Source organism: Streptomyces aurantiacus JA 4570 (assembly GCF_000414115.1).
Lineage (GTDB): Bacteria > Actinomycetota > Actinomycetes > Streptomycetales > Streptomycetaceae > Streptomyces > Streptomyces aurantiacus_A.
Genome location: NZ_AOPZ01000177.1, coordinates 1 through 13,279, shown reverse-complemented (window position 1 = coordinate 13,279; position 13,279 = coordinate 1). Strand labels below are relative to the sequence as shown.

The window sequence follows — 13,279 nt, the reverse complement described above, 5'->3', positions numbered from 1 at the left end:
CCGGGGGCCTCTCACATGGTGGTGCGCCGCTGGGACGCGCCGATTCAGACGGTCGTGATGACGTCGTCGTACGCCAGGCGCGGGGAGCGCGGGAACCAGGCGTCCTCGCCCGGCTTGCCGATGTTGACGACCATCAGCGGGGTGTGGTCGTCGTCCAGGAACTCCTTCTGCACGCCCGCGGGGTCGAACCCGGTCATCGGGCCCGCGGCCAGGCCCGCGGCGCGGACGCCGACGATGAAGTAGGCGGCCTGCAGCGCGGCGTTCAGGCTCGCGGCCTGCTCACGGACCGGGCGCTCGGAGAAGAACGCGTCCTTGGCCTGCGGGAAGTGCGGGAAGAGCGCCGGCAGCTCCTCGTGGAACTCGTTGTCCGCCGACAGGATCGCGACCAGCGGGGCCGTCGCCGTCTTGGGGCGGTTGCCCTCGGCCATGTGCTGCACGAGGCGCTCGCGGGCCTCGGGGGAGCGGACCAGCGTCACGCGCAGGGGCGACTGGTTGAAGGCGGTGGGGCCGTACTTGACCAGGTCGTAGATGGCCTGCACCTGCTCGTCGGTGACGGGCTCGTCGGTGAAGGTGTTCGCGGTGCGGGCCTCGCGGAAGAGGAGGTCCTGGGCGGCGGGGTCAAGAACGAGGGACATCTCTTTCAACCTTCTCGATACGTAGCTGAGGGCTCCGGCGGGTGGCGCTTCGGGGGCCCGGGGGCGGGGCGTCCCGGCGTCGGCCGGTGAGATCGACACTACGACAGCGAGGTTCAACTTTCAACTAAAGTGGGAGTGCGGTGGTCCACTTCACAGGGCTGGGCGGCCTAGACCTCGGCGTTCTCGGTGTTCTCGGGGTTCTCGGGGTCCTCGGCGTCCGGCTCCGCGAGTGCCGCGTCGAGCCGGGCGCGGGCCCCGTCCAGCCAGCGGCGGCAGGTGGCGGCGAGCTCCTCCCCGCGCTCCCAGAGGGCCAGGGACTCCTCCAGGGTCGTCCCCCCGGCCTCCAGGCGGCGGACGACCTCGATGAGCTCGTCCCGGGCCTGCTCGTAGCCGAGCGCCGTCGCTTCCGTTTCCGTGTCCGTCGTGCTGGTCATGCGCCCACCCTAGATGTCGACTCGTACCGTGAACTCGCCCTCGGCGACCCGTGCCCGCAGCTCCTCGCCGGGCGCCACCTCGTCCGCCGCGCGGACCACCGCGCCGCCGTCCTGCTTCTTCTGCAGCACCGCGTACCCCCGCTGGAGCGTGGCGGCGGGGGAGAGGGCCACCACGCGCGCGTGCGTGTGGGTCAGCTCCGACTGGGCGCGGTCCAGGAGGTGGCCGAGAGTGCGGCGGGCGCGGTCCACATACGCCGTGATGTGCTCCTCGCGCTCCTCGATCATGCGGTGCGGGCGCTCCATGCAGGGGCGGGCCAGGGCGTGCGCGAGGCCGCGCTCCTCGCGGTCCAGGAACGCCTCGACGCTGCGGCGCGCGCGGTCGCGCAGGAACGCCACGCGTTCGTACTCCTCGCCGACGTCCGGCACGACCTTCTTCGCGGCGTCCGTGGGCGTCGAGGCGCGCAGGTCGGCGACGTGGTCGAGCAGGGGGTTGTCCGGTTCGTGGCCGATCGCGGACACCACGGGCGTACGGCAGGAGGCGACGGCCCGCACCAACTGCTCGTCGGAGAACGGCAGCAGATCCTCCACGCTGCCGCCGCCGCGCGCCACGATGATCACGTCGACGTCGGCGCGGGTGTCGAGCTCCTTCACCGCCTGCACCACCTGGGGGACGGCGTGCACGCCCTGCACGGCGACGTTGCGCACCTCGAAGCGGACGGCCGGCCAGCGGTGCCGGGCGTTCTCCAGGACGTCCCGCTCGGCGGCCGAGGCGCGGCCGCAGACCAGGCCGATGAGCTGCGGCAGGAACGGCAGCGGCTTCTTGCGCTCCGGCGCGAACAGGCCCTCGGCGGCGAGGGACTTCTTCAACTGCTCCAGGCGGGCGAGCAGTTCGCCGACGCCGACGGGCTTTATCTGCGCGGCGCGCAGGGAGAGCTGGCCCCGCGGGGCGTACCACTCCGGCTTCGCGTGCACGACCACGCGGGCGCCTTCCGAGACGACGTCCGCGACGGCGTCGAACACCTGGCGGTAGCAGGTGACGCTCACGGAGATGTCGTGCGACGGGTCGCGCAGCGTCATGAACACCACGCCCGCGCCCGGACGACGGGAGAGCTGCGTGATCTGCCCCTCGACCCAGACCGCGCCGAGCCGGTCGATCCAGCCCCCGATGAGACGGGACACCTCCCCGACGGGCAGCGGGGCGTCCGCGGACGTATTGAGACCCATGCGGCGAGACTAGCCCCCGGCGCTGACAATGCCGGGCCCCTGTCGCCCCGGCCGTGGGCGGCGGGGCCCGCCTACGCCGCCCCCCGCCGCACCCCCTGCGCAACCAGCACCACCAACCCCACGCCCAGCCAGATCGCCCCCACCACCTGCGCGGAGCCCGACGCCTCCACGATGACGGCGACCACGATCGCGGCACCGAGCACGGGCACGAGAATGTGCCGCCACCAGCTCACTTCGCCACCCCGGCGACGTACCGCGAACCAGCCCACCACACTCGCGTGCAGCAGGAAGAAGGCCGTCAGCGCGCCGATGTCGACCACCGACACCAGGTGGTCCATGCCGTCGTCCCGGCGGGCCGCCCACACGGCGGCGACCAGCGTGACGACGGCCGCGCACAGCAGGGCGATCCGGGGCGTGCCCGACTCGGTCTTCGACAACGCGCGCGGCAACCGCCGGTCACGCCCCATGGCGAAGAGCAGCCGCCCCGCCGCCGCCTGCCCCGCGAGCGCCGCGAACGCCGCCCCGATCGCCTTGCTGACCGCCACCAGGTCGTGCAGCCAGTCCCCGACCGCCCAGTCCACGGCCGTGTAGAACGCCGACCCCTGATCGCCCGGGTTGGCGGCGAGCTCGGAGGACGACGTCGGGGTCATGAGCGCCACCAGATACGTCTGCGCCACGAACAGCACACCGGTGAGGACCAGACAGAACAGCACCGCCCGCGCCACCTTCGCGGAGCCCCCCGTCACCTCCTCCGCGAACGACGCGATCGCGTCGAAGCCGAGGTACGAAAGGACCGCCACCGACACCGCGCCGACCACCGCCGACAGCGCGAACGCGCCCTGCGTGCCGTCCCCCGTCAGCGGCGACAGCCACCCCCGCTCGGCGCCGTCCCGCGCGAGCACCACCACGGCCGCCACCACGAACACCAGAAGGACCACGATCTCCAGCGCGAGGACCGCGAAGCCGACCCGCGCCGCGGGCCGCACCCCCCACAGGTTCAGCGCCGTCGTCAGGACCACCGCGATCGCCGTCCACACCCACCGGGACACCGACGGCACCAGCTCGTGCATGGCGATGCCGGAGAAGAGATACGCGACGGCCGGGATGAGCAGGTAGTCCAGCATCGCCATCCAGCCCGCGATGAAACCCGGCCCGTTTCCGAGCCCCACGCGCGCGTAGGCGAACACCGAGCCCGCCTGGGGGACCACCTTCACCATCTGGGCGTAGCTGAAAGCGGTGAACGCCATGGCGATCGTCGCGATGATGTACACCAGCGCCACCGCGCCGTGCGACTTCGCGTCGAGCGTCCCGAAGACGCCGACCGGGGCCATCGGGGCGATGAACAGCAGTCCGTAGACGACGAGGTCCCGGAATCCGAGACTCCGTCGCAGCCCCTCACCCTCGGCCGGAGCGGGGGGACCCTCGCCGTCGGGCGGCAGGGGCGCGTTCGTCGGGTGGGCGGACATCGGGCCTCCGGGTGCCTCCGCTGGTCACGGACTGGCTCCCAGTCTCCCCACTGAGGCGATCTTTGACCTGTCGTACGCGGCCTTACGATGGTCCTTATGACTGCAACGCCTGGCTCCCGCCGTGTCCTGCTCGCCGCTCCCCGTGGCTACTGCGCGGGCGTGGACCGTGCTGTGATCGCCGTCGAGAAGGCCCTGGAGCAGTACGGGGCCCCGATCTATGTCCGCCACGAGATCGTCCACAACAAGTACGTCGTGCAGACCCTGGAGAAGAAGGGCGCCATCTTCGTCGACCAGGTGGAGGAGGTGCCGGAGGGCTCCATCGTGATGTTCTCCGCGCACGGCGTGGCGCCGACCGTCCACGCGGAGGCCGCCGAGCGCAAGCTCGCGACGATCGACGCGACGTGCCCGCTGGTCACCAAGGTCCACAAGGAAGCGGTGCGGTTCGCCAAGGAGGACTTCGACATCCTCCTGATCGGGCACGAGGGGCACGAGGAGGTCATCGGCACGTCCGGTGAGGCCCCCGACCACATCACGCTCGTCGACGGCCCCGAGGACGTCGCCAACGTCGAGGTGCGCGACCCGGACCGGGTCGTCTGGCTGTCCCAGACCACCCTCTCCGTGGACGAGACCATGGAGACCGTCGACGCCCTGAAGACGAAGTTCCCGGGCCTGATCTCGCCGCCGAGCGACGACATCTGCTACGCCACGCAGAACCGCCAGACCGCGGTGAAGAAGCTCGCGGAGGACGCCGAGCTGGTCATCGTCGTCGGCTCCAAGAACTCCTCGAACTCGATCCGTATGGTCGAGGTCGCCCTGGAGGCGGGCGTCCCCGCCTCGCACCTGGTGGACAACGCCGACGAGATCGACGAGGCATGGCTGGACGGCGTCACCACCGTCGGCCTGACCTCGGGCGCGTCCGTCCCGGACGTCCTGGTGGACGGCGTCATCGAGTGGCTGGCCGAGCGCGGGTACGCGGACGTGGAGACGGTGAAGACGGCCGACGAGTCGATCACGTTCTCGCTGCCGAAGGAGCTGCGCCGCGATTTGCGCGCGGAGGCGGCGGAGCTGTCCGCGAAGAAGTAGCGGGGCCGGGGAGTGACTGTCAGTCCGACGTCGTAACGTTGAGTCCATGCAGATCTTCGGTGTGGACATCGGCGGATCCGGGATCAAGGGGGCACCCGTTGACCTGGAGCGCGGAGACCTGGCGCAGGAGCGGCACAAGGTGCTCACGCCGCACCCGGCCACGCCCGAGGGCGTGGTCGAGGGCGTGCGGGAGGTCGTCGAGCACTTCGGCTGGACGGGCCCGGTCGGCGCGACGTTCCCGGGCGTGATCACGGACGGCGTCGCGCGCACCGCGGCGAACGTCGACAAGAGCTGGATCGGCACGGACATCCGGCTGCTGGTCTCCGAGCGCATCGGGGGCGCGCCGGTGACCGTCCTGAACGACGCGGACGCGGCGGGCGTGGCCGAGATGCACTTCGGCGCGGGCCGCGGCCGCACGGGCACGGTCATCATGCTGACCCTCGGCACGGGCATCGGCAGCGCGCTCTTCACCGGCGGCCACCTCGTGCCGAACTCCGAGCTGGGCCACCTGGAGCTGCACGGCCACGACGCGGAGAAGCGCGCCTCCTCCAAGGCCCGCGAGGACGAGGACCTGACCTGGGAGCACTGGGCGCATCGCGTCCAGAAGTATCTGGCGCACGTGGAGATGCTGTTCTCGCCCGAGCTGTTCATCATCGGCGGCGGCGTGAGCCGCAAGGCCCACAAGTTCCTGCCCCTGATCAAGGGCGTCGAGGCCGAGATCGTCCCGGCGGAGCTGCAGAACAACGCGGGCATCGTGGGCGCGGCGATGGCCGCGCGGGCGGCGGAGCGAGGGGTGTAGGCCGAGGGCCGGGGGACCGGCCTGTAGGCCGAAGGAGCCGAAGGAGCCGGGGGACCGGCCGGGTCCGGGACGGGGGAGGACCCGGCCGGAGCCAAGAGGCGCAAGGAGGTGCCAGGAGGCGCTGAAGGCCCTGGAAGGCGCCAGGAGGCGAGGGGCTAGAAGGGCCGGGGCGGCGCCAGAAGGCGGGGCGGCGCTACCGGAGACGGGCCCGCGCTAGGAGGCGGGCACGCGCCGCTGCGGCGGATGCCCCGGCGGCCGCACCTGCCCGCGCCGCTGCTGTTGCTGCCACTGCCGCTGCTGCCGGCGGCGGGCCATGAGCTTGACCTTGCGTACGGTCACGATGACCCCGGCGACCAGCGTCCCGCCGTACAGCCAGCCCGCGTGCAGCGCCAGCGCGGTGAGCAGCCCCATGAACTGCCCGCCGAAGCCGCCGGTGCCCTCGGAGATCGGCAGCACCCCGGCCGCGAACGCGATCGGCACGGCGACGGGCGCGCTCACCAGGTCGGCGGGCCGCACCCACAGCGCCGTGAGCGCGCTCACCGGCAGGAACAGCACGCCGTACGCGACGATCGAGCCGCCGAACAGCAGCCGCAGCAGGCACGCGAACAGGAACATTACGGCCACGGCGAAGAGGCCGCTGCCGAGCCCGGTCAGGCGCGGATTCGGCATCCGGCGCAGCGCGCGGTACAGGGGCATCCGGCTGACCCTGCGGTACAGCGGGGTTCTGCGCAGGGCGCGCGCGAGCGGCGACGCGGGCCTGCGGGGACGCGGCGGGGTACGGGGGACGGAGGGCTCCGCGGGGCTGCCTTGTTCGGGCAGCGGCGCGGTGCGGCGCGGCCTGGCGCCCGGCGGACGAGTCCTGTGTTGCTCCACCGGACCAACCTAGGTCCGACCGAGCGGTTAATCCGGTTTGGGACACGCGTTTTGGCCGAGCTTGGTGGCGTGTTCGACAGGGCGGCGGTACGGGGCGGGGCCGACCGGGGTGCGCGGCACGCCGTAGACTGGTGGATCGCCCCGGACGACGAGGGCGGCGCGCAGCGCCGCCGACCTCCCCGGGCCGCGCCCAGCCAGCCCTCACGCCAGTCCTCACGTACGGGAAGTCGCAACGTGTCGCTCACGATCGGAATCGTCGGTCTGCCCAACGTCGGCAAGTCGACCCTGTTCAACGCCCTGACCAAGAACGACGTCCTTGCGGCCAACTACCCGTTCGCGACGATCGAGCCGAACGTCGGCGTGGTCGGCGTCCCGGACCCCCGCCTCACCAAACTGGCGGAGATCTTCTCCTCCCAGAAGATCCTCCCCGCCACCGTCGACTTCGTGGACATCGCGGGCATCGTGCGCGGCGCCAGCGAGGGCGAGGGCCTGGGCAACAAGTTCCTCGCGAACATCCGTGAGTCCGACGCGATCTGCCAGGTCATCCGGGCCTTCAAGGACGAGAACGTCGTGCACGTCGACGGCAAGGTCTCGCCCAAGGACGACATCGAGACGATCAACACCGAGCTGATCCTCGCCGACCTCCAGACGATCGAGAAGGTCCTGCCGCGCCTCCAGAAGGAGTCGCGCATCAAGAAGGACATCGCCCCGAAGGTGGCGGCGGTCGAGGCGGCCAAGGAGATCCTGGAGAAGGGCGACACGCTCTTCTCCGCGGGCATCGTCCAGGGCTCGGGCAACGAGGAACTCCTCCACGACCTGCACCTGCTCACCACCAAGCCGTTCCTCTACGTCTTCAACGTGGACGAGGACGAGCTGACCGACGACGACTTCAAGGCCGAGCAGCGCGCCCTGGTCGCCCCGGCCGAGGCGATCTTCCTCAACGCCAAGCTGGAGTCGGACCTCGCCGAGCTCGACGACGAGGAGGCCCTCGAACTCCTCCAGTCCGTCGGCCAGGAGGAGCCCGGCCTCGCCACCCTCGCCCACGTCGGCTTCCGCACCCTCGGCCTCCAGACCTACCTGACGGCAGGCCCCAAGGAGTCCCGCGCCTGGACGATCAAGAAGGGCGCGACGGCCCCCGAGGCGGCCGGTGTCATCCACACCGACTTCCAGAAGGGCTTCATCAAGGCCGAGGTCATCTCCTTCGACGACCTGGTCGAAACGGGCTCGGTAGCCGACGCCCGCGCGGCCGGCAAGGCCCGCATGGAGGGCAAGGACTATGTGATGCAGGACGGGGACGTGGTGGAGTTCCGCTTCAACGTCTGATGTTCGGCGGCATGGGTGCGTGACGTCCGGCGGTACGGACGACGGCGCAGCGGAAGAGGGCGGGCCCGGTGGGCCCGCCCTCTTCCGTTTGCTTGTCGGCCGGGCTAGCCCAGGACCAGCACCGTTGCGATGCCCGGGCCGAAGGCGCCGCCCAGTTGGTAGCTGAGGGCGAAGAGGCCGATGGCGGTGGGGCGGTGGGTGTCGGGGCCCGCCGAGGCCGCGTGGACCGAGAGGGTGGCGTTGGCGCCCGTCGCCGTGAAGGCCGCCGCGCCCGCCGCGAGGAGGAGCAGGGGGCCGGAGTCCGCGAAGGCCGCCGTCGCCACCGCCGCCGTGCCCACCGTGACCAGCGTCGCGCGGACCGCCGTCCGGCCGAACCGCGCCGAACCCGCCGCAAGCAGCCACGACAGCGCCGACGCAGTGAGCAGGGTCAGGAGCTGGCCCGTGCCGATCGCGCCCTTCGACCAGCCCGCCCGGTCCTGCAACAGGCTCGGGACCGTGAAGAGGAGGGTGAAGTATGTCGTGGAGAGGGTGACGCCCAGCGCCGCGGAGGTGAGGAAGAGGGGGGAGCGGAGCAGGCGTACCGGTACGAAGCCTTCCGGGCGGCGGCGGATGTGCAGGGTCAGGAGCAGGCCCGTGAGCAGGGCTGCCGCCAGTGCCGGGAGCGGGGTGCTCGGCAGCAGGATCAGGGATGTTGCCAGGGCTATGAGCAGGGCCGCGCCCCGGGCGTCGAAGCGGCCCTCGCCGGGCGGCGTCTGCCGCGCGTACCGCGCCACCGCCGGCACGGCGAGCACCGCCACCGCCGACACCGCGAACGCAAGCCGCCACGACACCGCGTCCGTGAGCGTCGACCCGAGCAGCGGGCCCGCCGCGCCGAGCACCCCGAAGCCGGAGCTGATCACGCCCATCCGGCGCGCGCTGCCCGCCAGGTTCATCGCCGCCGCGACCAGCCCCGCCCCGCCGAGCGACTGCGCCACGCGGCCCGCGAGGGCGACCGGCAGCCAGGGCGCGACCGCGACCAGCGCGGTGCCGCCGAGCACGAGGGCCGTGCTCAGGCGCAGCAGCGGCTTCAGCCCGCGGCGCCGCAGCAGGGCCGCGAGCAGCGGGGTGCCCGCCGCCATGGCCCACGCGAAGGCGGTCACCATCCAGGTCGCCGTCGCGGTCCCCACCCCGAACGAGCGCGCCATGTCGGGCAGGATCAGCACGGGCGCGTTGGCCCCGGCGGCCACCGGCGCGGCGAGCAACGCCAGCCAGAGGATGGGGACTTGGGCGGGCCGGGATCCCGCTTCGGTTCCGGTGCGGTCGCGGTTGAGGGAGCCGGAGGCCGGCTCGGCGCGGCGGGCGGGCGCGGGCGCGGCGGGCGCGGCGGGCGCGGTGGTGCTGGACATGGAAACCCCCTGAAGCGGAACCCGCGGGGCCAAGGGGCCTGCGGGTCAAGAGTGGGATGAGCGGCGCGAGCGGGCCCGTTCAGGCGGGCGGCGGCCTGTGCTCAGACCGACGTCACGACATCCTCGTACGGCAGCCGCGGCGACCGCGGGAACCACGCGTCCTCGCCCGGCCTGCCGATGTTCACGACCATCAGCGGCTCGTGGTCGTCGTCCAGGAACTCCTTGCGCAGGCCCTCGGCGTCGTAGCCGGTCATCGGCCCGGCGGCCAGCCCCGCGGCGCGCACGCCGACGACGAAGTACGCGGCCTGGAGGGCGCCGTTGAGCAGGGCGGACTCCTCGCGGACCGCGCGCTCGGAGAAGAACGTGTCGCCGATGCCGGGAGCGTGCGGTACGAGGCGCGGCAGCTCCTCGTGGAACTCGTGGTCCGTGGCGAGGATCGCGACGAGGGGCGCGGTGGCGGTCTTGGGGCGGTTGCCCTCGGCCATGTGCCGCACGAGGCGCTCGCGGGCCTCGGGGGAGCGGACGAGTATCACGCGCAGGGGCGACTGGTTGAAGGCGGTGGGGCCGTATTTGACCAGGTCGTAGATCGCCTGGATCTGCTCGTCGGTGACGGGCTCGTCGGTGAAGGTGTTCGCGGTGCGGGCCTCGCGGAAGAGAAGGTCCTGGGCGGCAGGGGCGAGGGCGAGCGGGGACATGACGGGCTCCTTCGTGATCTCGGGTTTCGCCTCAGCCTTCGTTTTCTCAAGGCTGAACGTCTCAACGTTGAGATAAAAGCACGTGGTTCCTTTCAGCGTCAAGTGTCTTAACATTGAGAAGATGCTCGTTGAGAGAAGATGGGCGCAGGCGCTGAGGATGAGCCGAGGCAGAGGGAGAGTGACCGTCATGAGCGACGCCGTGGACGCGATCATCGGGCAGTGGGAGAAGGAGCGGCCCGAGCTGACGGACGACCTCTGGCCGGTCCAGCTCATCGCCCGGGTGCAGCGCGCGCACCGGCTCGTGGACCGGGAGCTGAAGGCTTTCGGCGCCGAACACGGCGTGGAGTCGGGCGAGTTCGACGTCCTGACGACCCTGCGCCGCTCGGGCCCGCCGTACGCCCTGACCGCCGGCGCCTTCCTCAAGGCGGCCATGGTCACCTCCGGCGCCATCACCAACCGGATCGACCGCATGGAGGCCAAGGGCCTGGTCGAGCGGGTCAGGGACGGCGCCGACCGGCGGACCGTGAAGATCAGGCTCACCGAGCACGGCAAGCAGCTCACGGACATGCTCATGGTGAACCACCTGAGCAACCTCAGGCGCCTCCTCGACGGCCTCGACCGTGCGGAGGTCGAGCGCGCCGCCGAGCTGCTCCGCAAGCTCCTGGAGCTGCACGGCGACACGTCGATCACCTGACCCCGCCGGGGAAGGGGCGCCCGGGGCTACTCGCTCACTCTCAACTCCCGCAGCCCAGGCGCCCGTTCCCCCGCCCGCACGGTCACCCGCGCGAACCGCGCGAGCCCGCCGCCCGGCGCACCCCACGCGTGCCCGTCCGCCGACGTCTCGACGGCGAAGTCGGCGGGCCGCACGCCCCACACCGGGGTCACGTCCCGGACGTGGACCTCGCGGCCCAGGTCGACGGTGAGCGTGGCCTGCCGCGTCTTCGGGGCGGGCGACCAGGCCGTGACCTCGCTGCCGTCCACCGCGGCCGCCGCGTACCGACCGGAGTCCTCGGACGTGGCCGTCGCCGGCCGGCAGCGCGCGGCGTCCGCCGTCGGCTCGCGGTCGGGCCGACGCGTCTTGAGCACCCCCGGCGCGCCCCTTTCGACGCGAACGCGCCCCTGCGGGGACTCCACCGTGAAGGCGTGCCCCGCCGTCAGCGTCACCGTCGTCTCCTCGGGGCCGACGGCGATGTCGTACGTACTGCCGCGCCAGCGCTGCCCGCGCAGCGTGACCCCGGCCCCGAGCTGCGGCGGCAGCGTCGGGTCGAGCCGCAGCGCGTCGGAGTCGCGCAGCCGCAGGCCCGTCAGGCCGTGCGTGAAGACCTGGAGGAAGCCGCCCTTGCCGGTGAGGAAGTCCTGCGCGGGCGCGCCCGCGAGCGCGTCGCCGGCGTCCGCCTTCTCGCCGCGCGCCTCCGAGAACAGCGCGAACGGGCCGCGTACGAACGGCCGGACGGAACGTTCCAGATACGTGTACGTGGAGCAGCCCGGCTCGCCGATGGCGGCGGCGTCGATGGCGTGCACGGCGTCGGTCATCGCCGGTCCGTCCGGGTCGCTGCGCTCGGCGTAGTGGTCGAGGGTCGCCGCCGCGGCGCCCTCGGGCATCGGCCAGTCCAGGGGGTAGATGAGCAGGACGGTGTCGGCCTGCTTGATGGTCGAGCCCTGGTAGCCGTCGTACTGGAGGAAGATCTTGCGCTCCGGGTCGTACGGGATGCGCAGCCGCTCGGCCTGCCGGGCCCAGTCGGCCGGGGCGGGCCGCCCGAGGGTGCGGGCGGCGGACGCGGCGGCGCGCAGGGCGGTCGCGGCGACGGCGTTGGTGTAGACGCCGTCGGTCACGCCGTTGCTGTACTCGTCGGGTCCTGCCACGTTCTGGATCGAGTAACTGCCGTCCGGATTGCGGGTGGTGCGGCCCGCCCAGTACTCGGCGATGCCGCGAAGCAGCGGCCAGCCGTGCTCGCGCAGCCAGGCGCGGTCGCCGGTGGCCAGGTAGTACTGCCAGGCGGCGAGGGCGATGTCGCCCTGGAGGTGGTTCTGCTGCACGCAGTGCGGCGGGTACCAGCTCTGGCACTCGGTCCACAGGCGGCCGCGGCTCGCGCTGGTCCAGGGGTAGAAGAGCCCCTTGACCGCCGTCCTGCGGGCGTTGTCGCGGGCCGCGTTCGCGGTGCGGCCGCGGTAGTCCAGGACGGCGCGGGCGAGTTCGGGCCGGGAGGCGAGCAAGGCCGGGAACATCCAGGTCTCCGCGTCCCAGAACACCATGCCCGCGTAGTTGTCGCTGGTGAGGCCGGTCGGCGCGATGCTGTCGCGGGCGCCCCGGCGCAGCGAGGAAAGCAGCCCGTACTGCGCGGAGCGCACCCAGAGCTGGAGGTCGGGGCGGGACGGGAGCTCGATCGACGACCTGTCCCACTCCGACCGCCAGGCCGCCGTGTGCGCGGCGAACAGCGCGCCCCAGCCGCGCGCCGCGGCCGTGACCGACGCGTGCCGGGCGGCCTCGCGCGGCGCGCGCGAGGTGAGCGCCGTGTCGACGCCCACGTACTTGGTGACGTGGTACGTCCCGCCCGCGCGCACGCCGAAGTCGGCGGACTGGCGGACGCTCAAGTCCCGTGCGGGGCGCGCCTCGTGGGTGCGGCCGGGGGCCTGGAGAGTGGAGGCGACGGCGCCGTCCGTGCGGGTGCCGTGGGTGCGGAAGGTGACGTCCATCGTCTTCTTGCCAGGGGAGCCGGTGCTGGTGCCGAAGCCGGTGCCGGTGTCGCGGGAGCCGCCGCCGGTGGGGGCCACCCGCCGGGCGCCGCGCCCGTCGACGCGGTCCGTGACCGTCGCCCCGCCCGACCAGTGCGGGGTGAGGCTGAGGCGTACGGCTGCGGTGTGGGCGTGGACGCGATCGGCGAGCACGTCGTACGTGAGGTCGGTGCGGCGGCCGTCGGCGGTGGTCCAGGTGAGGGCCGTGCGGACGAAGCCGCAGCGCAGGTGGAGAGTCTGGCGGTAGTGCGAGACGCGGCTGCGCGGGCCGTACGTCTCGCCGCCGACGGTGAGGTCGAGCGGTGTCCAGGCGGGCAGCGCGGCGACGGCCTCGCGGCCCGCGGTGTGCCGCGGGCCGCGCGCGTACAGGCCGGAGACGAAGGTTCCGGCGTAGGCCGGGGTGTACAGGGGCCAGCCGGTCTTGCCGCCGTGCGCGGCGTAGCCGGTGCCCGCGGGGGCGACGCGGGCGCCGAGGTAGCCGTTGCCCACGTACGGCAGGTGCGGGTCGTCGGGGGCGGGGCGGGCGGTCGCGGTCGGCGCCCAGGGGTCCGCGGGGCCCGGGGGTCCCGTGGGGTCCGTGGGGCTAGTGGACCCCGTGGGGCAGGCAGTGCGCGGCGGCCGGGGCGGGG

General features: G+C 72.7%; 12 protein-coding genes. 4 read left to right on the top strand and 8 right to left on the bottom strand.

The features are described from left to right. Positions 1-44: 44 nt before the first annotated feature. The 4 genes from STRAU_RS18565 to STRAU_RS18550 all read right to left on the bottom strand — a co-directional run bounded on the left by STRAU_RS18565 (position 45) and on the right by STRAU_RS18550 (position 3,759). A complete protein-coding gene (locus tag STRAU_RS18565; protein WP_016641897.1) occupies positions 45-635 on the bottom strand; it encodes a malonic semialdehyde reductase in 591 nt (196 codons plus the stop codon). Between the two features lie 167 nt (positions 636-802). Further along, positions 803-1,069: an exodeoxyribonuclease VII small subunit gene (locus STRAU_RS18560; RefSeq protein ID WP_016641896.1), complete on the bottom strand. Its 267-nt coding sequence runs from the start codon at positions 1,067-1,069 to the stop codon at positions 803-805. 9 nt (positions 1,070-1,078) lie between these two features. Continuing rightward, entirely contained in the window at positions 1,079-2,293 is a 1,215-nt protein-coding gene (gene xseA, locus STRAU_RS18555) for an exodeoxyribonuclease VII large subunit (protein WP_016641895.1), read from the bottom strand. A 71-nt stretch (positions 2,294-2,364) separates the two neighbouring features. After that, positions 2,365-3,759: an APC family permease gene (locus tag STRAU_RS18550; RefSeq protein ID WP_016641894.1), complete on the bottom strand. Its 1,395-nt coding sequence runs from the start codon at positions 3,757-3,759 to the stop codon at positions 2,365-2,367. Between the two features lie 87 nt (positions 3,760-3,846). On the opposite strand from STRAU_RS18550, the gene STRAU_RS18545 reads away from it, so the two are divergent. Beyond that, complete coding sequence (locus STRAU_RS18545) at positions 3,847-4,842, top strand: 4-hydroxy-3-methylbut-2-enyl diphosphate reductase (RefSeq protein WP_078621319.1); 996 nt, start codon at positions 3,847-3,849, stop codon at positions 4,840-4,842. A gap of 46 nt (positions 4,843-4,888) precedes the next feature. Further along, on the top strand, positions 4,889-5,641 hold the full coding sequence (gene ppgK, locus STRAU_RS18540; RefSeq protein ID WP_016641892.1) for a polyphosphate--glucose phosphotransferase: 753 nt from the start codon (positions 4,889-4,891) through the stop codon (positions 5,639-5,641). A gap of 213 nt (positions 5,642-5,854) precedes the next feature. Here ppgK and STRAU_RS18535 read toward each other — a convergent pair whose 3' ends face one another. After that, positions 5,855-6,337, bottom strand: a complete 483-nt coding sequence (locus STRAU_RS18535; protein ID WP_016641890.1) for a DUF6542 domain-containing protein — start codon at positions 6,335-6,337, stop codon at positions 5,855-5,857. A gap of 411 nt (positions 6,338-6,748) precedes the next feature. Here STRAU_RS18535 and ychF point away from each other — a divergent pair, with 411 nt between their 5' ends. Further along, positions 6,749-7,837, top strand: coding sequence for a redox-regulated ATPase YchF (gene ychF, locus STRAU_RS18530; protein ID WP_016641891.1), 1,089 nt, complete (start codon positions 6,749-6,751; stop codon positions 7,835-7,837). A 104-nt stretch (positions 7,838-7,941) separates the two neighbouring features. Here the strand turns inward: ychF and STRAU_RS18525 are convergent, their stop codons facing one another. Next, entirely contained in the window at positions 7,942-9,222 is a 1,281-nt protein-coding gene (locus tag STRAU_RS18525; RefSeq protein WP_016641889.1) for an MFS transporter, read from the bottom strand. Between the two features lie 101 nt (positions 9,223-9,323). After that, positions 9,324-9,917, bottom strand: coding sequence for a malonic semialdehyde reductase (locus tag STRAU_RS18520; RefSeq protein WP_016641888.1), 594 nt, complete (start codon positions 9,915-9,917; stop codon positions 9,324-9,326). A 187-nt stretch (positions 9,918-10,104) separates the two neighbouring features. On the opposite strand from STRAU_RS18520, the gene STRAU_RS18515 reads away from it, so the two are divergent. Then, positions 10,105-10,611 (top strand): MarR family winged helix-turn-helix transcriptional regulator, encoded by a 507-nt coding sequence (locus STRAU_RS18515; protein ID WP_037660291.1) that lies wholly within the window; start codon positions 10,105-10,107, stop codon positions 10,609-10,611. 26 nt (positions 10,612-10,637) lie between these two features. Here the strand turns inward: STRAU_RS18515 and STRAU_RS18510 are convergent. Next, the coding region (locus STRAU_RS18510; protein WP_106967966.1) for a discoidin domain-containing protein at positions 10,638-13,279 on the bottom strand (2,642 nt) is incomplete at its 5' end.